Here is a 23146-nt window from a genome sequence, read left to right as displayed (position 1 = left end):
TTAGCGCGTTTGGTTGATGAGGATTCATCATGGTTATTGACTGGTTACCTTCAGTGTTGATTGTGACGCTGCTTGTTTTGGCGGTGATTGGCGGGGTTCGGCGTGCGAATTTGTGGCGCGCCGGGCAGCCGGACAAAGTAAACATAGTGGCTGGCTTATTGGCAATGCCGAAGCGCTATCTGCACGACCTTCATCATGTGGTGGAACGCGACAAATACATGTCTCGAACCCATGTGGCGACCGCTGGCGGATTCGTTTTGTCCATGACTCTGGTGATCTTGGTGCATGTGTTTGGCGTTGGTCATCAGCTTCTTGCTGGGGCGCTTTTGGTTGCCTTGGTGCTGATGTTTGTTGGTGCACTCTTTATTGCTAAGCGTCGTTTTAATCCACCTAGTCGATTATCGAAAGGGCCTTGGATGCGTCTGCCGAAAAGCTTGCTGACGTTTGCCGTGACCTTTTTTGTACTGACGTTGCCGATGGCGGGTGTTTTGCCAGAAGGTACTGGCGGTTGGTTACTGACGATCGTCTTGTCGATTGGCATTGTGCTGAGTTTGTCAGAAATGCTTTTTGGCATGACGTGGGGCGGGCCGATGAAGCACGCTTTTGCAGGGGCGCTGCATCTTGCTTTTCACCGTCGTCCTGAGCGTTTTGGTGGTGGCCGCTCTACGGGTTTGAAGCCGGCTGAATTAGGCGGCAAGGTTCACGGTGTGGCCAAGCCTAGTGATTTTAAATGGAACCAATTACTCGGTTTTGATGCCTGTGTGCAGTGTGGTAAATGCGAGGCTATGTGCCCAGCGTTTGCGGCAGGACAGCCATTAAATCCGAAAAAACTGATTCAAGATATGGTGGTTGGTTTAGCGGGTGGGACAGATGCGAACTACGCAGGCAGCCCTTATCCTGCGGCTGACGGAAAAGGTAAAGCGCTTGGTGAGGCCCAAGGTGGCATCAATAATGTGATTACCGCCGGTTTGATCGATGCGGATACCTTATGGTCTTGTACCACTTGCCGGGCCTGTGTCGAAGAATGCCCAATGATGATTGAGCATGTGGATGCGATTGTCGATATGCGTCGTTTTCTCACCATGGAAAAAGGCAAAACGCCAAACAAAGGCGCCGAGATTTTAGAAAATATCATAGCGACAGACAATCCAAATGGCCATTCGCCAGCGAGCCGGACCCATTGGGCCGCGGATCAGAACTTGCCCTTGATGAAAGAGAAAAAAGTCGTTGATGTTTTGTTTTGGGTCTCCGATGGCGCTTTTGATATGCGCAGTCAGCGTATTCTTAGGGCGTTTGTCTCGCTAATGAAAGCCGCCAATGTCGATGTGGCGATTTTAGGGGATGAAGAGCGAGACAGCGGCGATGTGGCAAGACGCTTAGGCGATGACGCTACGTTTCAAAGTTTGGCGAAGCGTAATTTAGCGACCTTGTCGCAGTATGAATTTAACAAGATAGTGACGACAGACCCGCATGCTTATCACTGTTTGCGCAATGAATATGGGGATCTTGATGACGATGGTGTGCTTTCTAAAGGTGCATCAGGCCAAGCTGTTGAGATTCTTCATCATACGACGTTTTTGAATCAATTGGTGCAACAAGGTTTGCTCAAGCTAGACGCCTTCAAAGGTGGCAAAGTAACCTATCATGACCCTTGTTACTTAGGGCGTTATAACGGTGAGTACGATGCGCCACGTGAACTGCTGCGTTCATTAGGCATTGAGATTGCTGAAATGGAACGCTCCGGTTTCCGCTCTCGTTGTTGTGGTGGTGGCGGTGGCGCACCGATCACCGACATTCCAGGCGAACGTCGTATTGCGGACATGCGAATGGAAGATGTGATTGCGACAAGTGCTGAACTAGTGGCGGTCGGCTGTCAGCAATGTACGGCGATGTTGGAAGGGGTGGTGGAGCCTCGACCTGTGGTGAAAGACATTGCTGAAATTTTGGTGGGTCAGCTGGCTGAGGAGGTTCACTAATGAGTAACGTCTCTTCGTTAGGCATATCTTCGTTAGGCATATCTTCATTAGGCATATCTTCATTAGGCATAGTACGTCGTGATCCTCGTAAGGAATGGATTGCTCGCAATCGCTTACACCCTTTGTACCATGAGGTGATCAATGAAGGCCTTGGTAGTGCTATTGGGCCCAGTGGCTTGATCCGTAAAAACCCGCATCAAATTGGTTTCATTGGCCCCAATGGCATTAAACGAATTGATCGCTTAAAGGGCAATGGTGCAGACACGTCAAACAAACACCATGGTGCAGCACAAGAGGTTGTGTTGCCGTTGCATGTGGTGACGACGCCTGATTTTTATCTTGTCGTGGTACCCGATTTAGTGGGTGGTCGCTTGTCTGCCCATGACAAAGACATTCTGGGTCTTGCGCATGCGTTACAAGGGAGCATGGAAGGCAACGGCGCCGTGGTGGCAGTGTGCTTTGGTGATATCAAAGAAACCCAGTTTGATATAGCGGGTGTGGATCGCTTGATTCACCTAACCGGCACTGAATTTGAAGGATTCACGCCAGAAGCGAGAGTGGCGGCGCTGACCCAAATAGACACGCAATTGGCGCCTCAGCATTGGTTATTCCCAGACAGCATTCATGGTGGTACGGACTTAGGTTCTCGTCTTGCGGCGAGTTTGGGAGAGCGGCCAGCGACACAAGCTTGGCAAGTGATACCTGAGAAAGTCGTTTGTCGTGGTGCAGGTGGCAGCCTTGATATCGCCAGACAAACACCTCGTATTGTGATGGTGTTAGAAGAGTGCGGTAACGCCATTGATGAAACACGACATGAAGTTTTGCCGATCAGTGTGGACGCTCTGGATATTCAGTCGGCACACTTGATCGATCACGGTCAGGTGGCGGTAGACCCTAATGAAATTCCATTGGCCGAAGCGGAGTTTATTGTTTCGGCAGGCAATGGCATCCATAACTGGGCGCAATATCATCAAACGGCACAGGCACTGGGTGCCACTGAAGGAGCAAGCCGCGTTGCGGTAGACGATGGCTTTATGCCGCGTTTTCGTCAGGTGGGCGCTTCAGGCACTTGGGTCACGGCGCGGGTTTATCTTGCTGTCGGGATTTCAGGTGCGATTCAGCACATGCAGGGGATTGGTCAGTGCGAAAAGGTTATTGCCATTAATACGGACGCCGGTTGTGACATGGTGAAGCGAGCGCATTTAAGTGTGATTGATGACAGTGACGTTATTTTATCGGAGCTGATGCAGTTGGCTCAAGAATACGGGGTGAATGATAAGCCCAGCCAAGAGAATAGCCCAGAGGAGAGCCAGAATGTCGCTTAATATTGTTTCTTTGGTGTCGGTGGGGCGTCATCCTCAATCGGGTCGTGCACGACGTGCGGATCAAGATGGGCGGGCGGTAGAATTGGGTTTAAAATTGGTTGCTAAGGCGCTGTCTGTGGTGCATGTTGGTGATCCGGATGATCCGGTATTACGTCAATATGCGGGCATGGGCTTGCCATCAATGACGATCTTGAAACAAGACAAAAGCACCGATGCGGTGCTGGTATTGAGCCAGTTTTTACAGCAAGAAAAAGTGGACATTGTGCTCACCGGTGTGCGCGCTGAAAGTGGTGAATCCTCTGGCATGGTGCCTTATTTATTGGCCCATGCTTTAGGTTGGCCTGTGGTGGCGCGGGTGGCGGATATCGTTTCAGTGAAGGATGGCGAAGCGCAAGTGTTGTTGGCGCTACCACGAGGCCAGCGTCGTGCAGTAAGTGTTAAACTGCCGTTTATTGCCAGTGTTGATCATGCCGCTGAAACCGCCCGCCAAAGTGCGTTTGCGCTTGGTTTACGAGCGAGTATAGAAAGCGTCGAGAGTGTTGGTGAAGTGGATCAGATTCGTGTAGATTGGCAAGAGTCAGTCGCAAAATCTCGTCCGAAGCGATTAAAAACAGTGAAAGCGAAAACCGCTGCCGAACGCTTTAAAGCGGCCACGGCGAAACCCGAAGGGGGCACTGGCAAGGTGATGAAGAACGAAACGCCGAAAGAGAAAGCGCGTGCTATTTTTGATCTTTTACTAGAAGAGAAAGTGATTCGCTAGGTACTAAACTATGATGATTGTAGACTTGGTTGATGAAGTAGATTTTAAAGAAAAGCTGATCGCGCTTGGTGCGCCTATTAGCCAACAGCAAAGCTTAGATGAAGTCCGCGATGCGACCTTAGCTTGGTTAAAGGATTACCCAGAGCAAGTCTCTTTTGTGCAACAACTTTGCCAAGAGATGGAGCATAATGAAGTGACTGTGTTACCAGAAGTGAAAGTACTGTTGCAGCGTTTTGCCAGTTTTACGGGTGCAGCGTAATCAGGGCAAAGAGATGTGTTGTAAAACGGGCGCTGTTTAAACGCCCGTTTTTTTATGCCTATTTTTTGGTTCTATTTACGTTAATTATGTTATTTTTTTAATGAGGATACGATCAAATCAGTGTTATGACTCATCATTTTCAAATACGTTGAGGCAGGGCCTTGTGAGCTTGATAATGCCTCAGGGTACAGTTCGCCACCTGGTTTTGCACCAGTGGCATGAGCAATCTGCTTTATCAATCTGGCGCTATTAGAATTTTCTAAAAAGTACGTTGTGATGTGTTCTTTTTTAATTTGATCGATCAGTTTTGCAACTCTCGACGCGGTGGCTTCAGTTTCTGTTGATACACCAACCGGCGCCATAAATGATACCCCATATTCATTGGCGTAGTAGCCAAATGCATCGTGGCTGGTAAGCACTTTTCGGTTATTTGTTGGAATGCTATTAATATCGTGGTGAATTTTTTTATTTAACTTGTCCAGTTGTTTTAAGTATTGCGTTGCATTGATTTTATATGTCGCGGCGTCATTTGGGTCGACTTTTGCTAAAGCGCTTTCAATGTTTTTAACCCAGATCATGACATTGGGTATACTGTTCCAGACATGAGGGTCTCGTATTTTATGACCATCTTCATTAAACATATGTGTTTTTATCCCCTCTGAAACCATCACAGCAGGTTGGGTTGAACCTGATGCTTTAACAATTTTGGTAAACCATGTTTCGAGCCCTTCGCCACTTACAAATGTCGCCGCGGCGCGCTTAATGTCTTGTGCGTCTTTTGGTGTAGGTGAAAAATCATGAGGATCACCGTTTACGGGTACCAAACTTTTCACTTCGACAAGATCCCCTCCAACAGCTTTCACTACATCGGCTAAAACGGTAAAGCTGGCTACCACATGAATGGGATTTTCAACAGATGCATACGCTTGAGACCCGCCCATTAATGCGCTTGATAATATTGAGAGGGCGAACAGTGATTTTTTCATTTTGCTTTCTCCATAGGAGATGAGGGAAGTCTCCTCATCAGGTGTTTATAAAAAATGCCCGCAGGGGCGAAGATAAGTGAAAATAGGTAAACAGCGAAAACGGTTAGGACAACCGTTGGGCCAGAAGAAAAATTGAAGTGGTAAGAAATTAGCAGGCCAATGTAGCCACAAAGTGTTGCGACACTGGTCGCAATACAGATCATCTTGGGGAGTGTTTTTGCCCAAAGTTGTGCGATAACGGCTGGTAACATCATCATACCAACAGCCATAAGCGTACCGAGAGTTTGAAAGCCTGCTACCAAATTGAGTACAACCATGAGTAGGAATAAGGCGTGATAAAGACTGTTTTTTGCGCCTACTGAGCGTAGAAAACGAGGGTCAAAGCATTCCACGACCAATGGTCTATAAATAATTGCTAATAATATGAGAGAGAAGCTAGTGATACTGCCTATGAGATAAAGAGCTTGCGAATCAATGGATAGAATACTGCCAAAAAGCACATGTAATAGATCGATATTCGAACCTTTTACCGAAATGAGTAGAACGCCTAATGCTAAAGAAGGCAGGTAAAAACTAGCAAAAGAAGCATCTTCCTTTAATGCGGTATGACGGCTCACAATGCCGGCTAAAGTGGCTACGATTAAGCCTGCTATTAGAGCGCCAGCGCCCATCATTGGCAGGGATAGGCCACCGGCAATAATAAAACCAATGGCGGCGCCGGGCAGGACCGCATGGCTCATAGAATCACCTACTAAACTCATTCTTCGCAGCATGAGTAATACCCCGATAGGGCCAGCACAGAGGGCGAGGGCTATGATAGCGACCAGTGCTCGTCGCATAAAACCATATTCATAAAAAGGGGCAATAGCCAGTAGGTAAAAGGTCATGGTAAAGCCACCTCGTTGATTTCTTTATTTTGTGTAGAATTGTCCCAATAGTCCGTTAGGATGCGAGCTTGAGCGCGATGAGTGTTGGAAAAAGCACTTTTTGAATCTCCCCAAAACACTGATTCTCGAGCCAGATATAACGTGCTTGGGAAATATTGTTGTATCTGCTCTATATCATGCAATACGGCAATGACGGTTCGGCCTTCTTGGTGCCATTGTTTAATCAGATGAATTAAATCAAGAGTCGTTTTTTCATCAACAGCAGTAAATGGCTCATCTAAAATAATGACTTGCGCGTCTTGGAGTAACAGCCGAGCAAACAAAATACGTTGAAACTGACCAGCGGATAAAGATTGAATCTGGCGTTGTTCAACACCTGTGACTGCAACACGTTGTAATGCTTTGGCTATGTTTGCTTGAGATGAATCCGATAGACGGCCAAAAGCACCTGTTTCAGTCCACGTGCCAAGGCTAACAAGGTCATAAACACTAATGGGAAATTGGCGATTAATGTCGGCTGTTTGAGGTAAATAGGCAATGTCTTGGTTGCGCAATGATCCGCGTTTAATTCGGCCACGTGTTAATGGCAGTTCACCCATAATAGCTTTAACTAGGGTGGATTTACCGGCACCATTGGAGCCTGCAATGGCGGTTAAACTGCCCTTTTTAAATGCTCCAGAAAGATGACATACCGCGTGATGTTGTCCGTAGGAAATACATACGTCATCTAGAATTAAGTCGCTCATGGTAGTGACACTCCCCAAGCAATGAGCCCCCATAAAACAGCCAGACTGATAAGTGAAATGATCAGCCTTTGAAATACAGATTGAGTAAGTACGCTGCGACCAGACATGTGAATTTGACCTTGTGAAATATTGAATTATTAGGTTATGCTATATCATAACATTTTTATTTTGCAGTATTTTTTTCTTTGCTGGAAATATAATCTGGAAAGTGTTGTTAGGTTGACTATGTCGCTAAGTGACCTGATGGTTACAAAAGATGAGTGGTGAAGCTGTTTAAACAAGTTCAGAAAAGAGCAATAACCGAATCAGGGTATCACTCTGCTTGGGAGAGGGCTGTTGTTCTTGGTAGCTGTTTTCTTAACTGTTTTTATGCCTAGCACTAACTACTTAGTATTAAGTAGTTAGTGTGTAACCTTATGGTGTCACAAGGTTCTTTTTAATAGTACTGGCGTACCATTCTAAGAAGTTAATAACGCCAAATTCATAGGTTTCTGAATAAGGACCGGGTTGATAGCCAATGGAGTTAATGCCCAGTTGGTTACGTTCACCGAGGATTTTGTCTTGTTCATTAGTAGCGTCCCAAACATGACGTAATGTCTTAGGGTCATAATCGACGCCTTCTACTGCGTCTTTGTGAACAAACCATTTGGTCGTCACTATGCTTTCTTGAGCCGATACCGGCAGCACGCGGAAGACTACAAAATGATCAGATTGCATGTGGTTCCAAGAATTCGGCAAGTGCAAAATACGCATTGAGCCGAGCTCTGGATTTTTCACTCTACCAAGCAGTTTTTTACACGCTGCGTTGCCATCAATCGTCATCGCCTTGGTGCCTTTTTTCAGTGGCATACGCACCACGCGGTTACGCTGAGAAGCGCCAAAGCTTTTGTGTTCATGGGGAATACCCTCAGCGTCCCATTGTGCGGCTTGAGCATTGTAGTGATCGTGAAAGTCCTGAGGTGCGCGTGGGTCGTGAGTGTCATCCCACTCAAGTAAAGAGTTTAGTAGTTCTGGGTGGCTGGCTGAGCAGTGATAACATTCACGATTGTTCTCAAGCACCAACTTCCAGTTAGCGCGTTCGTACATGGTCGATTCCGCCGCCAATTTGGTGTTCTCGACGTCGTAGGGTTCCATGTATTTATCTAAGGTGGTTAGAAACTCATCAAACTGATCGTCGGGTGCCGTCTCTCCTAAACAGACAAAAATAAAGCCACCGGCATTTTTGCAATGGGCTGCTTTTAGGCCGTGTTGTGTTTTATCAAAATTTTGCTTCATCTCGGTGCCAGCAAACAGAAGATTGCCTTTTAGATCATAGGTCCATTGATGATAAGGGCAAACGAGGTTGGCTACCTTGCCTCGATGTTCGGTACAAATTACCGAACCCCGATGGCGACAGGTATTGTGAAAGGCGTTGATATTGCCATCCGCATCGCGCAGTACTAACACTGGGTTCTGGCCTACTTCGACGGTGAAATAGTTGCCCTTTTGGGGGATTTCACTGGTCATGCCAACGAACAGCCATTCTTTTTGGAAGACTTCTTCCATGTCTACTCGAAACAAATGAGGGTCGTTATAAAGCGGTGCCTCAAGAGAGTGATTTTCAAGACGGTTTTCCAACAAGCTGAGCATGCCAGAGCGTGCCTCATCAAGGGTAGCGTGGCGGACATTGAGTAGATCGTTCTGGTTCATCTTTCTGGACCCTTAATAACAAAAAGAATGGAGAATGAGCCTATTAATATAGGCGAGATGCTCATCTCGTATGATGAGATTTTTGAGCGATAACATTAGGCTTATCTTCTCCCAATGACGGCTTATTAAAATGTCTAATCACGACATCCTGTGACATTCAAATCGACCATCAATGGCTTGTATTACATGGTGTTGGCTGCAATGAGCAAGTTATTGTCGTTTAGAGTTAATTGGTCTATCCAAACTCCTAAGAGAATGTTCGAAATACCAGACAATAGCGTCACTAATTGGGAACTCTTTATGACTGATTCGACTCCTGCTGTAAATGCGGATTACTTAGCCCCAGTAAATACTCAAACTTGGGTGAATGGCCGTCACAATGTGCGCTGCGTAAAAGTCATTCATGAGACGTGGGACGTACGCACTTTTTGTTTTATGGCGCAGCAGCCGGTGATGTTCTTCTTTAAACCGGGTCAATTTGTGACCTTGGAACTAGAGATCAACGACAAACAAGTGATGCGCTCTTATACGATTTCGAGTTCACCATCGGTGCCTTACAGTTTTTCCATTACGGTTAAGCGTGTGCCGGGTGGGGAAGTATCGAACTGGCTTCATGACAATATGGCAATCGGCAGCGAGTTGGCGGTTCATGGGCCAGTAGGCCAGTTTAACTGTATTGATTTTAGTGCTGATAAAGTGCTTCTGCTGTCGGGCGGCGTGGGCATTACCCCGGTCATGTCGATGGCACGCTGGTGGTTTGATACAAACGCCGATGTGGACATTACCTTTATCCATAGCGCCCGTTCTCCTCGAGATGTGATTTATCCGCGCGAACTGGATCATATGGCGTCACGGTTAGATAACTTTGGCTTGTATTTGATTGTCGAACGCATGGAAAACGGCTTGCCGTGGCAAGGTTATCGAGGCTTTTTTGATGAAGATAAGCTAAAAATGATTTCGCCAGATTTTATGGAGCGAGAGATTTTTTGCTGTGGCCCAACGCCGTATATGAAAGCGGTAAAGCAGTTGCTACAAGAGCATGGCTTCGACATGTCCCATTATCATGAAGAATCTTTTGGTGCGACGCCAGAGAGCGCGGTTGAAGATGCCTTAGAGCAAGCGGAAGTGGCACAAGCGGAAGCCGATGCCATTAATCAAGAAGATTTACTGCGGGTGGAGTTTACTAACACCGGCAAAAGTATTCAGGTATCGGCTGGAGAAACCTTGCATACCGCGGCGGCCAAATTGGATTTAATGATCCCCAAAGCCTGCGGTATGGGTATTTGTGGTACCTGTAAGGTGTTGGTAAAAGAAGGGCAAACACAAATGGACCATAACGGTGGTATCACTGATGACGATGTGGCGGAAGGGTATGTTCTTTCTTGTTGTACCGTCCCTAAGTCTAATGTTGTTATTGAATTTTGAGCCAAAAATTTTGTAAGGGATAATTTTTTATTAAATGAGTGATCAATAAAAGGTCAAGGATAAGCTAAAGTAGTGCAGGCGCTTATCCGTCTCAGAAAAAATTAAATGCTAGTCAGGTAAGAAATAGCGTTCAATTTTGTTTGATTGTTGTAAGTAGCTTGATTACATTGTCATGTGATTAATGCCGCTATTTTACAGTAATGGTTCACTATTTTTTGAATGCAAAGCGTGACTAGCACTCTTTGAAATTTGATCGTTTAACCCTAAAAAATAAAAATAGTGTTTCTTTAATATTGGTCTGAATTTTGCCTAATTTAAAGAAACATAATAGGAGGGCACAGACATGGCTACAGCGACACCCCCAGCTTCTCATCGAGAAGCGAAAAAAGTCACGAGAGTGGGTTTTTTATTATTGGATCATTTCACTATGATCGCCTTGGCCTCTTCAATAGAGCCATTAAGAATGGCGAATCAATTATCTGCAGAAGAGTTGTATAGCTGGCAATTAATTTCTGAAGATGGACAACCATTATCCGCCAGTGACGGCTTAAGCCTGACACCAGATTTTTCCATAGCGAATGCGCCTGAACTGGATTTGATCATCGTTGTAGGTGGATTAGACATTACCCGTACTTTTACCGGTAAGCAGGTGTCTTGGTTGCAACAAAGAGCGCGCAAAGGCGTTCATTTAGGAAGTATTTGCACTGGCGCTTATGTGCTAGCGCATGCCGGTTTACTAGATGAATATAATTGCAGTGTTCATTGGGAGTGTTTAACCGCCTTGCAAGAGCGTTACCCTAAGGTAAACTGCAATAATTTATTGTTTTCCATCGACCGTAATCGACTAACATCTTCTGGTGGTAGTGCACCAATGGACATGTTTCTGACGATGATTGCTCGTCAGCATGGGGCCAAGCTTTCGAATGCCGTGTCAGATATGTTTATTTGTGAACGTATCCGTACGGAATCTGATCAACAGCGTATGCCATTGCGACAATTAAATAACGGTGGAGGTTGTAAGCCTAAGTTGGTTGATGTGATTCAGCTAATGGAAAATAACTTAGAAGAACCCATTGAGTTGGATGAAATGGCCATGTTCGTGGATGTGTCTCGTCGACAAATAGAGCGTATGTTTCACAAATACTTAGATTGTTCACCCTCACGTTATTATCTGCGCTTGCGCTTAGATCGAGCGCGTCAGTTATTAAAACAATCGAACATGTCCATTGTGGAAATATCCACCGCGTGCGGATTTATTTCGACTCCACATTTTAGCCGTTGCTACCGTAAACACATCGGAATTTCACCCCGCGATGAGCGTAAGATAGCTTGGGCCAACGTAGAGGCTGTGCCTCATCTTAGTGAGTTAAATGATGCAGGAAGTGTTGTTTATATGGCTCATGCTTCTTCGGCCTTGGACAATGCCCATGCTGAGCCAAGTTATGGCTCTGTGGCTATTTAACATGGTCTAGGCCTCTTTAAATAAGGGAGTAATAATTACTCCCTTATTTAAACTCTCTTATTTAGTATTTGGTACTTTAGTATTTGGCACTGTTTGCGGTGTTGGCTCGCAGAATAAAAGTTTTTTCTTTGCTATCTCAGCTCGTTCTGAACAAGTCCAATTTGGGTACACTGCACTTCTGTCTATTTTTTGCACTATAAAGAACGGTTTTTCTTGCTTAGGCAGCCAAGAATGGACATCACCAGATCGTTGTAATGCTTTCCCTGAAGAATAAAACTCGGACGAAAAAGGGCGGCTTCTTAGATAAAATAAATCATCCGCTTTGCTTTCGTCTTGTAGTTTCCATATGGTCATTATTTTTTTATCTGAACGTATTTCACCATAGTGAAAATGCAGTGCGCTAATAAATGCAATTAGCAAGATTGGTGTTACTAGTCCTAGACTATAAAGCCATTTCGGTAATGCTCTATAGCGGTGGTAATGAACCACTAAAATTGCAGCCGCTGGTAATGCTGGCATGACATAGGTCAATAGGATATTGCCTGCAAATGTAAAGAGCAGCAATGGTGCTAGCATCCAAGCAATCAGAAAGCTGCCAAATCCATTACTAGACTCTTGAGTGTCTTGACCAGTCCGAATTAATCGTATCCATTGGGCGATTAACAGTGGTGTCCAAGGCAACATCGCGACCACTGCATATACCCAAATAGTACCGCGAGTTCTTTCGTGGGCGGTGCCGTATAAATCGCCTTGCCAGCCACCAATGATAAAGCGTTTGATGTGCTCACCAACAATAAAGTAATCCAAGAATCCAGGCGTTCTATATTCAGCAATTGCGTACCAAGGAATCGATAGAATTAGAAAAAGAAGGCTACCGTAGCCCCATGGTAAAACTTCCCATAAACGTTTCCAGCGGTAATTAGGAATAAGCCATAGAGTAAGGCTAATACCAACTAAAACAACGGCAAGCGGTCCTTTAGATAACATGCCTAATGCAAGTCCAATGAAAAATAAATAGCCCCAAATGGGGTGCTTATTGTTCCAGGCTTGCCAAAAGCTGACCATACTAAGTGTAATCGAAAATGTCAGTGCCGTGTCTGCGGTGACAGCGCCTGAAATTAATAAAAATGAAAAAGTAGAGGCTAATACAGCACTCGAAAAAATGCCCATTTTTTTAGAGTCAAAATATTCTTTTGTCAGAAAATAGACCAGATAAAGAATGCCTATTCCTACTAATAAATGAGGGATGCGAGCGGCGAATTCAGTGATGCCAAATAAACTAAAACCGAGGCCACTGAGCCAGGCAAACATTGGAGGTTTCCCCCAAAAAGGCACATTGTAATCGAACATTGGGGTGATCCAATTGCCTGTCTCTACCATGATACGTGCCATCTCACCGTAGCGAGCTTCGGTAGTGTCCATTAATGGATAAAGGCCTAATGATAAAAGACGCAGTACCACACAGCCTAGTAATAAGAGTAACAGTAGTTTAGACGAGGGGAATGTATTTGACTTAAGGGGCATACTCTATTTCCTGACGTGCAAATGTGGGTTGGTTGAATGTCTCTTCCATAAGGATGTAGAGAGGGCGCTGTTTTGATTCAATAAATAAGCGGCCAATATACTCGCCAAGTACACCAATGGATAATAATTGTATACCTCCTAGAAAGAGTATTATTAACATTGTTGAAGGGTAGCCTGTGACAGGGTCTCCCCATATGAGTGTTTTGGTGAGAATGATGAGTGCCATAACAAATGCACTTAGAGAGGTAAGAATGCCCGCTATAGTAGCCCAACGCAAAGGCGTTGTACTAAAAGACGTAATACCTTCTAAAGCCAAATGAATCAGTTTTGGATAATTCCATTTGGTCGTGCCAGCTAAACGGGGGTCTCGATCAAATTGCAAAATAACACGTTTAAACCCCGGCCATGCTAATAAGCCTTTCATAAAACGTGTGCGTTCTGGCAGTGCATTAATTACGTCCACAACTTTTTGATCTAGTAAGCGAAAATCCCCAACATTTTCTGTAATCGGGTGGTCGCTCATTTTTGACATGAGTTTATAAAAAAGGTGTGCGCTCAAACGTTTCAGGGCATTTTCTCCATGACGTTTCTTGCGCTGCATTTCAACGACTTGAGCGCCGTCTTTCCATGCTTTCACCATGTCTTTAATATATTCAGGTGGGTCTTGCAAATCAGCATCTAGCAGGATTGCACAACGAGCGGTTGAGGCTTTTAGTCCAGCGCTGGTCGCCGCTTCTTTGCCAAAATTACGGCTCAATCTTAAACACTGGACTTGATGAAGAGGATGGTTGAAATTTTTGACAATGTGCCAACTATTGTCTGTGCTACCATCATCAACATAGATGATTTCACACTGTTGACCCAGTGCGTCCAATGCACGGCAGACTCTTCGATGACAGGCAATTAACACATCCTCTTCGTTTAAAAAGGGAATGATAACGCTCACTAATGCCTGCTGTCGCTGCGGTTTTTTTATTTGTGCTTTGTAGAGATAAGGTACTGCACTCATAACTCACCTTTGCGTACTTTGTTTTGGATAATGGCATACTAGCTATAGTGGTGTCGTAAAAAGATGATTCACTTTTTTTTCATGCTATTGTGTAACAATTCATCCTAGGTAATACAGTATCCACTAGGTATAAAAACAGAGAAACGTATGAAGTTACTATTGGTTGAAGATCATAAAGATATTGCTGGTGTTATTTTCGATTATTTTGAAATCAAAGGCGATATTTTAGATTACGCAAATAATGGTTTGCAAGGTCTTGAGTTGGCCAAAAAAGGCCACTACGATGCGATTGTTTTAGATGTTATGTTGCCTAAAATGGACGGTCTGACAGTGTGTCGCCTACTGCGAGAAAGCGGCATAGATACGCCTGTATTAATGCTTACAGCACGAGATACAAAAGAAGATATTCTTAATGGTTTTGCCCATGCGGCAGATGATTACCTGATTAAGCCCTTCGACTTAGAGATTCTAGACACTCGTCTTCAGGCGCTTATTCGCCGTCGAAATGGTGGTATTGCTAATCGAATATTAACCTTTGGTGCTCTGACATTGGATATGAAAACACGCGTGTTACAAAGGGAAGGCAGCCGCTATTCTCTAAACCCATCACAATACACAATTTTGAAAGCTTTAATGAATCACGCGCCGGAAGTAGTGAGTAAAGAAGAAATTTGTGATGCCCTATGGGGAGATGAAGAGCCAGATAGTAAGGTGCTGCGTAGCCATATTTATCAGTTACGCAGTTTAATAGATCGCCCCTTTGAACATGCTTATTTAAGAACCATTTCAAAAGTTGGTTATCGCTTGGTAGCAGAAGACGAAGAATGAAACAGATAAGAACCTCTAAACAGTTAACCGTTACGTATTTTTCAATTGTTGCTTTTGCCATTATTGCTTTTCATTTTTCGATGCTTGAATCCATGATCGAAGATATGGAATCTGTCTACGCTGAAACAAGAATGGATAAAGATATTGCTACTGCAACCGCGCTTTTTCAGGGAACAAACCTAACACATGTTGCCGTGCCACCGTTTTCTAATGCGTATTTAGGCAAGAAAAACTTACCTGCTTGGGTGGTATTAGAGTCAGATATATCTAATGATAAACCTTATCATCTAGCCCCTAGTTCAGAAACAAAAATCGAATACTTCTCTATGCTGTCTAAAGTGATGATCAACGGTAAGCTTAGAGATTTATACCTGATTCACCACGATGCAATTTATGAATCGAGTGAAGAAAAAATGTTTGATACACAAACTACGCAACTGTTTATGTCGTTATTGCTTTTGATCATCAGTTTGTGGGTAGTTATGCGTATTTCGAATCGATTGACTAAGCCATTGTCTAATTTATCCAAAAATTTAGAGTCACGCAGCCCTGAAAATTTTTCACCAATATCTCTACCTGATGGTGCCGCAACACGGGAAATACATCAGTTAGTCGACCGCTTAAATAGTTATCAAAATCAAATTAGAAGCTTGGTCGAGCGTGAGCGTGCATTTAACCGTAATGCAAGTCATGAACTTAGGACGCCATTAATGGTAATGCGAGGGGCACTTACCTTATTAAATAAATCAGATTCAAAAGAATTCATGGAACGTCAGCGTACGCGCATGGTTAAAGCTTGCCAAGAAATGGAAGATTATATCACTACTTTGTTGTCTCTGACGCGCGATGAAGACACGGACAGCATGTCTACGCGCGTGATTAATGAGGCCGAACTGGCATTGATTTGCGAAGCGCACAGAGAGTATCAGCCTAATGAATTTGTCGAGCTGAAAGTCTCTTCTCAAGGTAGTGTTAAAACAAAGCTTCCTGTACCCACTTTGCATATTTTGGTCGGTAACCTTGTTAAGAATGCTTTAGCTTGCACAGATAAAGGGCAGGTTTTGGTGGTCATGGAGGATAATCTTATCAAAATTATTGATTCTGGTTGCGGCCTTGAAGGGAAGCCTACAGGCGAAAGTTATGGGTTAGGGTTAATGATCGTTCGTGATATTTGTACGAAATATCATTGTGAGTTTACTTTGTTAAACAATGAAGAGGTTGGGTGTACCGCGACAGTACGGTTCCCACCAGAGAGGAAAGCATGAGTGTCAACATTATAAAACGGTTACCGTTAAAAATGTTTTGGCCAACGTTAGACCCATTTTTATTTTGTGCGTTTCATAACGATGATTATCCAAAAGCGAATCCAGATATGGGGCCAGACGCCTCGTTGCAAGGCCGTCCGATTGGTCAAGACTTTCAAGGTATTGACGGTTGGCGCATGTATCATGGTAGAAAAGTGCCAGGCTTTCCAGTACACCCACACAGAGGCTTTGAAACCATCACTATTGTAAATGAAGGTTTTGTAGATCACTCAGATTCACTTGGGTCGGCTGGGCGTTATGGGAAAGGTGATACGCAATGGATGACTGCGGGTAAGGGGGTTCAGCACTCTGAAATGTTTCCTTTGCTTAAAGAGTCGGACAAAAATCCTCTTGAACTCTTTCAAGTTTGGCTAAACCTACCTGCTAAAAATAAAATGGTGCCACCTCACTTTGCGATGTTATGGCGTGAAGACACGCCGATTGTTGAATTGCATGATGAGGCGGGTATTACTACTTCTGTTCGTATTATTGCTGGTGAGCTTAGTACGGTAGAGGCCTTGCCTTGTCCTCCTGATTCATGGGCCGCTGAGAAAAGTAATGATGTGGCTATTTGGGTGATTGATATTCCAAAAAATGGTTGCTGGACTTTGCCAAAAGCACTAGCTGGGTTGAGCCGTATGTTGTACTTTTTCGAAGGAGAGGAAGTCATTCTTGATGGCACCAGTGTGGATGTTAAAGAAGCCATTGAGCTGAAAAGTGATGCATCATTAGTGATTGAGAACGTAGGAAAACAAGCGCGATTTTTATTGTTACAAGGTCGCCCCATTGAGGAGCCAATTCAACAGCGGGGCCCATTTGTAATGAATACCAAATTAGAGCTTCAGCAAGCTGTCGCAGATTATCAGCGTACGCAATTTGGTGGTTGGCCATGGTCACGACACGATCAAGTACATGATAAGAAGAAAGGTCGTTTTGCTCATCATGTAAATGGTTTAGAAGAACAACCTGATCAATGAATTCGATAATTCAAGGTCTCTTTATAGAGGCCTTTTTTGTACCTTAGTTAAAGGCTCGTTGGAATTAGTTGCAAATACCCATCGCAGGGAAAAAACGTAATTTAAAAACAATCCTATAAGAATTCCAGGCGCCATTGCTAAATAAGGCCACAGTAACGAGAGTAAGTGTAACTGGGGATTTGGTGTAAAAAAATGCATTAAGAAGTAATAACAACCCCAATTAGGGATAAAAGATAAAGCAGAGCAAAAAATAAAATGAGCCCACTGATGGATTATTTCCTTTATAGCCATTTTCTTTTTGGTGTTAAATGTAAATTGTCTATTCCATAACCAATTTGAGCTAGCGGCAAACCAAAAAGCACCAGCTCTTGCCATCATTGGTGATAACCAAAAAGACAGAACAATCATACTTATTAGGTCTACTAAGAAGCCAAGACTGCCAACAATGGCGAAGCGTACAAAAGATTTTTGAAAGATAGTTTGAATCATTGAGTTAGTGTAAAAATAGGTTCGTCGAAAAAAAATGAATTGTCTTTAAAACAACATAGTTGAAGGAATATGAATATATGAAAGTACTAGCATTTGGTGCGAGTTCGAGTGAACAGTCAATCAATAAAGCGCTTGCTTCTTATACGGCAAGTTTAATTGAAGGTGCGTCGGTCACTGTGTTGGATCTTAATGATTTTGCTATGCCAATTTTCAGTGAAAATAGAGAGAAGGAGTTTGGTATCCCAGAGGAAGCTCAATCTTTTATCGATGAAATTGCGGATGCTGATCTAATCGTTGTGTCTTTTGCTGAGCATAATGGATCTTACTCAGCGGCCTACAAGAATACATTTGATTGGGCATCACGGTTGGTTAAAAAGGTGTATCAGAATAAATCCGTTATTGTTTTGTCGACATCGCCAGGTCCTGGAGGTGCTCAAAATGTACTGAACTTAGCACTGAATAATTTACCGTTTTTTGATGCTAATGTGCTGGGTAGTTTGAGTGTACCTTCTTTTTATGAGGTCATGAAAGAGGGTGAAATACTTGATGCCAGTGTTAAGCAGTCTTTGCTGGACCTTATTGCTAAAGCTTAAGTGTTATTGGTGTTACCCGAGATATAAAAAATCCAACGATCGTGTTGGATTTTTTATATCTGGTATTGTCATTAAAAAGCACCTTCAGCCGTACTCCTAAATAAGAGATATGAGTATCGGTAGACGTAAGAGTCACCAGATATGATGGTGACCATAATAAGCTTACTTAGTTAACACGTTACTAATGGGGGACTTTTTAAGAACCTTGGCTGCTTTTTTTTCTTTTGCTGTTAAAAGCGGTTTCTTCTTCGAATCTTTTTTGCTGTCTTGACCCTTGCTCATAATAATTTCTACTCGTTATAAACTGAATTAACCTAAAGTCAGTTTGAGCTAACCTGAGGGCTATTGCTGTAAAGAGTTGAATCAACTCATTTACAACAAAATTAGTATGTGCCTATTTTCAGAGAAGTGATATAGGTAAATAAAATGCTTTCATAATATATTTATATTGACTCACGATTGGCCTAAAAAAACGATTAAAATCAATATATAAGAGGTTTTTCCTATGGCTAGCTTACTCGTGGAGTATCAATTAAAAAACAATTAACAGAGGGGTGAAATATGGCTGTGTTTTCAAAACGACAACAAGCGCTAGGTCTGTTTTTTTGGCTTTGCATGTGCTTTCTTGTCGCATTACTTGGTGCGACTGCTTCCATCCAAGCGAAAAGTTTTTATGCACAATTAACGCAGCCAGAATGGGCGCTACCTGCTTGGTTATTTGGTCCGGTATGGACATTCCTTTATGTTCTAATAGCATTTTCAGCATGGCTTGTTTGGTGTCATGGAGGTCGTTCTGCACGAGTAGCGCTCTCGCTGTTTCTTATTCAACTTGCCTTGAATGGTCTATGGAGCTGGCTCTTTTTTGCGTGGCATCTTGGTGCCTATGCCTTCGTCAATATTCTCTTTTTGTGGGGCATGATTGTCGCTACGCTGATTGCATTTTTGCGTGTTAGTCCACTGGCAAGTTTTCTACTATTACCATATCTTCTTTGGGTAAGCTTCGCGGCAGCACTTAACTTTTCTATTTGGCAGCTCAATCTCTCTGTATTGAGTTAATGCTATTCAGTAATACACAGTGAATAATGATTAAAAACAGCTCAATAGAATCGTACTTAGCGCATTGAGTTTGATATAAAGAGAAGGGCTCAAATATAGACTATAAACGTGATAGCACTGAGTGCTGTCTATCAGACTACCGAGAATATGAGGTTATTATGGATAAGGAAGTAAAACTAGTGGTCTTGATTGATGTTCAAACGGGTAAAGCCAATGAACAAATCCGTCTTTTTAAAGCGCTTCAACCACTGGTATTAAAAGAAGAGGGTTGCTTTGAGTATGAGCTTCATAAAGTATCAGATAACGATGACCAGCTTGTACTTACTGAACGTTGGGCCAGTGAGGCTATGTGGCATGCGCATCATGAAACACCTCATATGAAAGAAGCCAGTAAGCTGACGCCTTCGTTTCGAGCAGGTCCAACTAAGGTATTACGCTTGGATTTGGTATAACCAATTCTGCCAGTAACAGTATCAAAGATGAATAAAATTTAAGGATGAGTAATGCCTTTAATATGGGTGGTGATAGGCACGTTTGTGCAGTTGGCGCTGGGTGGCTATATGGTCATCATGAGTATTTTTGCTGGTGGCGCCATTGCTCAACATCATGTCTTAACAGAGTTTGATGACAAGGTATTGAGTTCTTCTTTCTTTGTCTTGCCATTGTCCTTTGTGATTACGGCGATCATCGTACTGATTCACTATTGGAAAGGCAGCACAATTACCAGCTTTTGGTGGTACGCCGTTCCATGGGGTGTAGTGGCACTGTATATTTTCTATACCATGGTGTTTTTAAAGCCCGAAATATAATCGGGCTGATTCATGGGGTTTTTGTAGGAGCTTATGAGAATAAATAGGTGTCTAACGACAGAACGTCTCCTTCTACGTCGCTATGAAGACGTTGCACGCTGGTTAAGTCGGAACTCAAGTCGCTGCTGCCGAGCGCGGCGAACAGTGGCAAAAAATGCTCTTTAGTCGGGTGGTTAAAGTGAGCAAAAGGCGCTTCTTTCTCGTAGTTTAATAGTGCATCTATGTCTTTATTTATCAGCTTCTCATGCACCCAATCGGTAAAGCTTGTCACCATCGCTACGCGATTTTCCGTTGGTTTTCGGTTAAACAGTTCTTTCAGATTGTGGCTAATACCTCCTGATCCAATGATCATGATATTGTCATCTTTTAATGTGCTAACAAGTTGCCCATAGAGGTAATTTCTTTGCGGGCCTAGCTGGCTATTAATAGAGATTTGCACGATAGGAATGTCTGCCTTCGGATACATCAATTTAAGAGGGATCCAGACACCATGATCCCAGCCTTGTGCACTGTCTAATATCGGTTTTAATCCTGCCTTCTGGAAAAAAGACGCGATTTCTTGTGCTAATAAAGGGGCGCCTGGTGCCTTATATTGGATGTCATAAAAGGGTTTAGGGAAACCGTAAAAGTCATGGATGGTCTCAGGGTGCTGGCCGGATGTAATCACGATGTCGGCCGCTAGATCAAAGTGGGCTGAGAAAATGACGATGGCTTTGGGTCTGGCTAATTCCTTTCCTAATTGACTTAAAAAAATAGAAGTACTGCTGATTTCTGAGGCCATCATTGGTGAGCCGTGAGAAATAAAAAGGGTCGGCTGGTGGGTCATTCTACTGTCTCGATAAGTAATGAATAGGTTACTCAGCACGCCATCAAGCACAGGCGCAGTGAGGGCTAAGGTTAAGAAAACGTGGCTGATCACGGCTTGGTGATCTGATGGAAGTATAATATTCATTGTCAATTTGAAGATAAATAGATCTATTGTTGAATTATTAACAACAAATTGCTTCTAATTCACGAGTGTTTTTTTGTTGGTGGCGCGCCGTTCCATGAGGTGTAGTGGCATTGATTGCTTTTTAATCAGCTATAAAGCGTGTATTCTACTTATTTGACTCGATGGTCAAGCTTAGCCTGTTTCCTTGAATGTTAGTGATGGGGTGGGCTTTGAGTTCTGATGGTAGGTGCCATATGACATTCTATTTACAAGTGTGCTTTTACAGGATGTTTTTATGATTACAGTTGAACAGATGGCTATTGCATTTGAAGCATTGCCGGACCCTGCGTTTATATTGTCACGAAGCGGTAAGTATCTGGCGGTATTTGGTGGTCTTGATACTCGTTACTACCATGATAGTAGCAGTCTTGTGGGTTTACGTATTGCGGATACAGTTAATCGCGAGAAAGTGGATTGGTTTTTAGAGCAGATTGCCTTGGCATTAGATTCTAAAACATTGCTCATTAAAGAGTATGAACTAAGCATAAAAGAGATCAATAAAAACATTAAAAAGGGACCAGTCCACCCGATTTGGTTCGAAGGGCGCATTCAGCCACTTAATTTTCAGGTCGATGGTGAAGATGTGGTGCTTTGGGTGGCGAGCAATATAACAGAGCGTCACGAGATGGAACTTAAGTTACGTGAGCTTAGCGATACTGATCAGCTTACAGGCCTTTTTAATCGCAGAAAACTCGAGCGAGATCTTGTGCTCCATTTTGAAACCTTTAATCGTCACCTGATTCCAACCTCAATTCTAATGTTTGATATAGACAACCTTAAGACGATTAATGACACTCTTGGTCATTATTCAGGCGATGAGGTGATAATGGCGGTAGGGCATATTTGTCGAACAGAACTTAGAAGAACAGACCTTGCTTGTCGTTTTGGTGGTGATGAATTTATCATTGCATTACCCAATACTGACTTAGAAGGCGCTATACAGTTTTCTGATTTGTTGCATGCATGTTTTAGACGTTATTTTGATCAATTTTTTTCCCATAACATTGCCAGTACAATTGGTATCAGTATCGGAGTTTCATCCATGGTGACGACCGATCTGTCATATGAAACGGTATTGAAACGTGTAGATGATGCTCTGTATAAAGCCAAGCGAAGTGGTAAAAATCGAGTGGTTGCTGAGTAAGATTAAAATAATAATATGTCGCACTTCGGACTTGAATTTAGGCTTCAGTATTAGACGTCAAACGTTAGGTAGTCAGCATGAATATAGATAATTATTTTGAAGAGCAGGGAGCTGGATCACCAATTGTGTTTATTCATGGCTCTTATGCGACTACGTCGACATGGAAAAAAATGATTAAACTGTTAGCTGAAAATCATCGTTGTATCTCGATAAAGCTTCCTGGCCATTGTGGTATGCCAGACCCCGATGACTTTTCTACGCCTTCTATCCAAACAGAGTTAGCTATTTTAGAGCAGGCAGTTCAGTCGTTAACGGATGAAGCTATTCATTTGGTTGGTCACTCTTTTGGTGGTGTTGTTGCATTAGCTCAAGCACTTCAAGGTAATTTAAAGCTTAGTCAAGTTACGCTATTTGAACCGGTTGCGACATGGATGTTGGATCGTACTCAAGATACAGAAATGAGTAACTCTGTTGAGGATTTTTTGTTTAAATATCGTCGAGATGTGGCGAATAAAAAACATTATGCTTGTGGTCAAGTTATCAATTTTTGGGGTGAAGCGGGGGCTTTTGAACTATTTCCTGACTTTATAAAAGAGAGTATGGAGCCGTTAACGAGTAATAATATCCGCCATTGGGAACTTTGTTCTAGTATGGACTATGATCTGAGCCATCTAGAAAAATGTACTGTACCAACGCGTCTGGTTTACGGCGACCACTCTAACCCAGTGGCTCGCTCAATATGTGAACATTTGAAAGAATACATTCCGAATAGTAAAACCTATGAGATTAAGGGGGCAAGTCACTTTTTGGTGACAAGCCATGCAGAAGAGTGCAAACACGTTCTTAGTGACGACACTCTGCTTTAAGGTGATATTCTTCTCATAAGAATAGATGATAGGCTGGTATT

23 protein-coding genes are annotated in these 23146 nt (G+C 43.3%); 15 read left to right on the top strand and 8 right to left on the bottom strand.

Annotation, left to right across the window (positions count from 1 at the left end; all coding sequences use genetic code 11):
• Positions 1 to 29 precede the first annotated feature (29 nt).
• From V6259_RS03540 to V6259_RS03525, 4 genes are read left to right on the top strand one after another with little or no spacing between them, the layout of a single operon-like run.
• On the top strand, positions 30 to 1976 hold the full coding sequence (locus tag V6259_RS03540) for a (Fe-S)-binding protein (RefSeq protein ID WP_341583330.1): 1947 nt from the start codon (positions 30 to 32) through the stop codon (positions 1974 to 1976).
• Positions 1976 to 3301: an electron transfer flavoprotein subunit alpha gene (etfA, locus tag V6259_RS03535; RefSeq protein ID WP_341583329.1), complete on the top strand. Its 1326-nt coding sequence runs from the start codon at positions 1976 to 1978 to the stop codon at positions 3299 to 3301. Before V6259_RS03540 ends, etfA begins: the two co-directional genes overlap by 1 nt.
• On the top strand, positions 3291 to 4061 hold the full coding sequence (etfB, locus tag V6259_RS03530) for an electron transfer flavoprotein subunit beta (RefSeq protein ID WP_341583328.1): 771 nt from the start codon (positions 3291 to 3293) through the stop codon (positions 4059 to 4061). Before etfA ends, etfB begins: the two co-directional genes overlap by 11 nt.
• A 10-nt stretch (positions 4062 to 4071) precedes the next feature.
• Positions 4072 to 4320, top strand: a complete 249-nt coding sequence (locus V6259_RS03525; RefSeq protein WP_341583327.1) for a hypothetical protein — start codon at positions 4072 to 4074, stop codon at positions 4318 to 4320.
• A gap of 89 nt (positions 4321 to 4409) precedes the next feature.
• Here V6259_RS03525 and V6259_RS03520 read toward each other — a convergent pair whose 3' ends face one another.
• The 4 genes from V6259_RS03520 to V6259_RS03505 all read right to left on the bottom strand — a co-directional run bounded on the left by V6259_RS03520 (position 4410) and on the right by V6259_RS03505 (position 8628).
• Complete coding sequence (locus V6259_RS03520; protein ID WP_341583326.1) at positions 4410 to 5306, bottom strand: metal ABC transporter solute-binding protein, Zn/Mn family; 897 nt, start codon at positions 5304 to 5306, stop codon at positions 4410 to 4412.
• A complete protein-coding gene (locus tag V6259_RS03515) occupies positions 5303 to 6193 on the bottom strand; it encodes a metal ABC transporter permease (protein WP_341583325.1) in 891 nt (296 codons plus the stop codon). The genes V6259_RS03520 and V6259_RS03515 overlap by 4 nt, the downstream gene beginning before the upstream one ends.
• Complete coding sequence (locus tag V6259_RS03510) at positions 6190 to 6939, bottom strand: metal ABC transporter ATP-binding protein (RefSeq protein WP_341583324.1); 750 nt, start codon at positions 6937 to 6939, stop codon at positions 6190 to 6192. Before V6259_RS03510 ends, V6259_RS03515 begins: the two co-directional genes overlap by 4 nt.
• 414 nt (positions 6940 to 7353) lie before the next feature.
• Positions 7354 to 8628 carry an aromatic ring-hydroxylating oxygenase subunit alpha gene (locus tag V6259_RS03505; RefSeq protein ID WP_341583322.1) on the bottom strand — a complete coding sequence of 425 codons (1275 nt, stop codon included), beginning with the start codon at positions 8626 to 8628 and terminating at the stop codon, positions 7354 to 7356.
• 300 nt (positions 8629 to 8928) lie between these two features.
• Between V6259_RS03505 and V6259_RS03500 the strand changes: the two genes are divergently transcribed.
• Positions 8929 to 10053: a hybrid-cluster NAD(P)-dependent oxidoreductase gene (locus tag V6259_RS03500; protein WP_133011064.1), complete on the top strand. Its 1125-nt coding sequence runs from the start codon at positions 8929 to 8931 to the stop codon at positions 10051 to 10053.
• 343 nt (positions 10054 to 10396) lie between these two features.
• Positions 10397 to 11515 carry a choline metabolism transcriptional regulator GbdR gene (locus V6259_RS03495; protein WP_133011065.1) on the top strand — a complete coding sequence of 373 codons (1119 nt, stop codon included), beginning with the start codon at positions 10397 to 10399 and terminating at the stop codon, positions 11513 to 11515.
• Between the two features lie 57 nt (positions 11516 to 11572).
• Here V6259_RS03495 and V6259_RS03490 read toward each other — a convergent pair whose 3' ends face one another.
• Together V6259_RS03490 and V6259_RS03485 are read right to left on the bottom strand one after the other, a co-directional pair.
• Positions 11573 to 13039, bottom strand: coding sequence for an ArnT family glycosyltransferase (locus V6259_RS03490; RefSeq protein ID WP_341583321.1), 1467 nt, complete (start codon positions 13037 to 13039; stop codon positions 11573 to 11575).
• On the bottom strand, positions 13029 to 14048 hold the full coding sequence (locus tag V6259_RS03485; RefSeq protein ID WP_341583320.1) for a glycosyltransferase family 2 protein: 1020 nt from the start codon (positions 14046 to 14048) through the stop codon (positions 13029 to 13031). The genes V6259_RS03490 and V6259_RS03485 overlap by 11 nt, the downstream gene beginning before the upstream one ends.
• Positions 14049 to 14195: 147 nt before the next feature.
• On the opposite strand from V6259_RS03485, the gene V6259_RS03480 reads away from it, so the two are divergent.
• From V6259_RS03480 to V6259_RS03470, 3 genes are read left to right on the top strand one after another with little or no spacing between them, the layout of a single operon-like run.
• Complete coding sequence (locus V6259_RS03480; RefSeq protein WP_133011068.1) at positions 14196 to 14876, top strand: response regulator transcription factor; 681 nt, start codon at positions 14196 to 14198, stop codon at positions 14874 to 14876.
• Positions 14873 to 16141 carry a sensor histidine kinase gene (locus V6259_RS03475; RefSeq protein ID WP_341583319.1) on the top strand — a complete coding sequence of 423 codons (1269 nt, stop codon included), beginning with the start codon at positions 14873 to 14875 and terminating at the stop codon, positions 16139 to 16141. The genes V6259_RS03480 and V6259_RS03475 overlap by 4 nt, the downstream gene beginning before the upstream one ends.
• The gene (locus V6259_RS03470) at positions 16138 to 17157 is read left to right on the top strand and encodes a pirin family protein (RefSeq protein ID WP_133011070.1); all 1020 of its coding nucleotides are present in this window, start codon (positions 16138 to 16140) and stop codon (positions 17155 to 17157) included. Before V6259_RS03475 ends, V6259_RS03470 begins: the two co-directional genes overlap by 4 nt.
• A gap of 21 nt (positions 17158 to 17178) precedes the next feature.
• On the opposite strand, the gene V6259_RS03465 is transcribed toward V6259_RS03470, so the two are convergent.
• Positions 17179 to 17646 carry a GtrA family protein gene (locus V6259_RS03465; protein ID WP_341583318.1) on the bottom strand — a complete coding sequence of 156 codons (468 nt, stop codon included), beginning with the start codon at positions 17644 to 17646 and terminating at the stop codon, positions 17179 to 17181.
• A gap of 77 nt (positions 17647 to 17723) precedes the next feature.
• Between V6259_RS03465 and V6259_RS03460 the strand changes: the two genes are divergently transcribed.
• From V6259_RS03460 to V6259_RS03445, 4 genes are all read left to right on the top strand, one after another.
• The gene (locus V6259_RS03460; protein ID WP_133011071.1) at positions 17724 to 18239 is read left to right on the top strand and encodes an NADPH-dependent FMN reductase; all 516 of its coding nucleotides are present in this window, start codon (positions 17724 to 17726) and stop codon (positions 18237 to 18239) included.
• A gap of 561 nt (positions 18240 to 18800) precedes the next feature.
• Positions 18801 to 19295, top strand: coding sequence for a TspO/MBR family protein (locus V6259_RS03455; RefSeq protein WP_341583317.1), 495 nt, complete (start codon positions 18801 to 18803; stop codon positions 19293 to 19295).
• 158 nt (positions 19296 to 19453) lie between these two features.
• Positions 19454 to 19747 (top strand): putative quinol monooxygenase, encoded by a 294-nt coding sequence (locus V6259_RS03450; protein WP_341583316.1) that lies wholly within the window; start codon positions 19454 to 19456, stop codon positions 19745 to 19747.
• 51 nt (positions 19748 to 19798) lie between these two features.
• A complete protein-coding gene (locus tag V6259_RS03445; protein WP_341583315.1) occupies positions 19799 to 20104 on the top strand; it encodes a hypothetical protein in 306 nt (101 codons plus the stop codon).
• 31 nt (positions 20105 to 20135) lie between these two features.
• Here V6259_RS03445 and V6259_RS03440 read toward each other — a convergent pair whose 3' ends face one another.
• The gene (locus tag V6259_RS03440) at positions 20136 to 21056 is read right to left on the bottom strand and encodes a DODA-type extradiol aromatic ring-opening family dioxygenase (protein ID WP_341583314.1); all 921 of its coding nucleotides are present in this window, start codon (positions 21054 to 21056) and stop codon (positions 20136 to 20138) included.
• A 274-nt stretch (positions 21057 to 21330) separates the two neighbouring features.
• On the opposite strand from V6259_RS03440, the gene V6259_RS03435 reads away from it, so the two are divergent.
• Positions 21331 to 22239 carry a sensor domain-containing diguanylate cyclase gene (locus V6259_RS03435; RefSeq protein WP_341583313.1) on the top strand — a complete coding sequence of 303 codons (909 nt, stop codon included), beginning with the start codon at positions 21331 to 21333 and terminating at the stop codon, positions 22237 to 22239.
• A gap of 77 nt (positions 22240 to 22316) precedes the next feature.
• A complete protein-coding gene (locus V6259_RS03430) occupies positions 22317 to 23105 on the top strand; it encodes an alpha/beta fold hydrolase (protein ID WP_341583312.1) in 789 nt (262 codons plus the stop codon).
• Positions 23106 to 23146 lie beyond the last annotated feature (41 nt).

This window comes from Marinomonas sp. TI.3.20, from assembly GCF_038155025.1.
Lineage (GTDB): Bacteria > Pseudomonadota > Gammaproteobacteria > Pseudomonadales > Marinomonadaceae > Marinomonas > Marinomonas flavescens.
Note: the sequence above shows the minus strand (reverse complement) of the source record. Positions and strands in the feature narration are given on the sequence as shown.

Excerpts from the sequence above, each read along its gene's own strand:
- V6259_RS03540 (WP_341583330.1), top strand. The coding sequence starts at position 30 with ATGGTTATTGACTGGTTACCTTCAGTGTTGATTGTGACGCTGCTTGTT.
- etfA (WP_341583329.1), top strand. The coding sequence starts at position 1,976 with ATGAGTAACGTCTCTTCGTTAGGCATATCTTCGTTAGGCATATCTTCA.
- etfB (WP_341583328.1), top strand. The coding sequence starts at position 3,291 with ATGTCGCTTAATATTGTTTCTTTGGTGTCGGTGGGGCGTCATCCTCAA.
- V6259_RS03525 (WP_341583327.1), top strand. The coding sequence starts at position 4,072 with ATGATGATTGTAGACTTGGTTGATGAAGTAGATTTTAAAGAAAAGCTG.
- V6259_RS03520 (WP_341583326.1), bottom strand. The coding sequence starts at position 5,306 with ATGAAAAAATCACTGTTCGCCCTCTCAATATTATCAAGCGCATTAATG.
- V6259_RS03515 (WP_341583325.1), bottom strand. The coding sequence starts at position 6,193 with ATGACCTTTTACCTACTGGCTATTGCCCCTTTTTATGAATATGGTTTT.
- V6259_RS03510 (WP_341583324.1), bottom strand. The coding sequence starts at position 6,939 with ATGAGCGACTTAATTCTAGATGACGTATGTATTTCCTACGGACAACAT.
- V6259_RS03505 (WP_341583322.1), bottom strand. The coding sequence starts at position 8,628 with ATGAACCAGAACGATCTACTCAATGTCCGCCACGCTACCCTTGATGAG.
- V6259_RS03500 (WP_133011064.1), top strand. The coding sequence starts at position 8,929 with ATGACTGATTCGACTCCTGCTGTAAATGCGGATTACTTAGCCCCAGTA.
- V6259_RS03495 (WP_133011065.1), top strand. The coding sequence starts at position 10,397 with ATGGCTACAGCGACACCCCCAGCTTCTCATCGAGAAGCGAAAAAAGTC.
- V6259_RS03490 (WP_341583321.1), bottom strand. The coding sequence starts at position 13,039 with ATGCCCCTTAAGTCAAATACATTCCCCTCGTCTAAACTACTGTTACTC.
- V6259_RS03485 (WP_341583320.1), bottom strand. The coding sequence starts at position 14,048 with ATGAGTGCAGTACCTTATCTCTACAAAGCACAAATAAAAAAACCGCAG.
- V6259_RS03480 (WP_133011068.1), top strand. The coding sequence starts at position 14,196 with ATGAAGTTACTATTGGTTGAAGATCATAAAGATATTGCTGGTGTTATT.
- V6259_RS03475 (WP_341583319.1), top strand. The coding sequence starts at position 14,873 with ATGAAACAGATAAGAACCTCTAAACAGTTAACCGTTACGTATTTTTCA.
- V6259_RS03470 (WP_133011070.1), top strand. The coding sequence starts at position 16,138 with ATGAGTGTCAACATTATAAAACGGTTACCGTTAAAAATGTTTTGGCCA.
- V6259_RS03465 (WP_341583318.1), bottom strand. The coding sequence starts at position 17,646 with ATGATTCAAACTATCTTTCAAAAATCTTTTGTACGCTTCGCCATTGTT.
- V6259_RS03460 (WP_133011071.1), top strand. The coding sequence starts at position 17,724 with ATGAAAGTACTAGCATTTGGTGCGAGTTCGAGTGAACAGTCAATCAAT.
- V6259_RS03455 (WP_341583317.1), top strand. The coding sequence starts at position 18,801 with ATGGCTGTGTTTTCAAAACGACAACAAGCGCTAGGTCTGTTTTTTTGG.
- V6259_RS03450 (WP_341583316.1), top strand. The coding sequence starts at position 19,454 with ATGGATAAGGAAGTAAAACTAGTGGTCTTGATTGATGTTCAAACGGGT.
- V6259_RS03445 (WP_341583315.1), top strand. The coding sequence starts at position 19,799 with ATGCCTTTAATATGGGTGGTGATAGGCACGTTTGTGCAGTTGGCGCTG.
- V6259_RS03440 (WP_341583314.1), bottom strand. The coding sequence starts at position 21,056 with ATGAATATTATACTTCCATCAGATCACCAAGCCGTGATCAGCCACGTT.
- V6259_RS03435 (WP_341583313.1), top strand. The coding sequence starts at position 21,331 with ATGATTACAGTTGAACAGATGGCTATTGCATTTGAAGCATTGCCGGAC.
- V6259_RS03430 (WP_341583312.1), top strand. The coding sequence starts at position 22,317 with ATGAATATAGATAATTATTTTGAAGAGCAGGGAGCTGGATCACCAATT.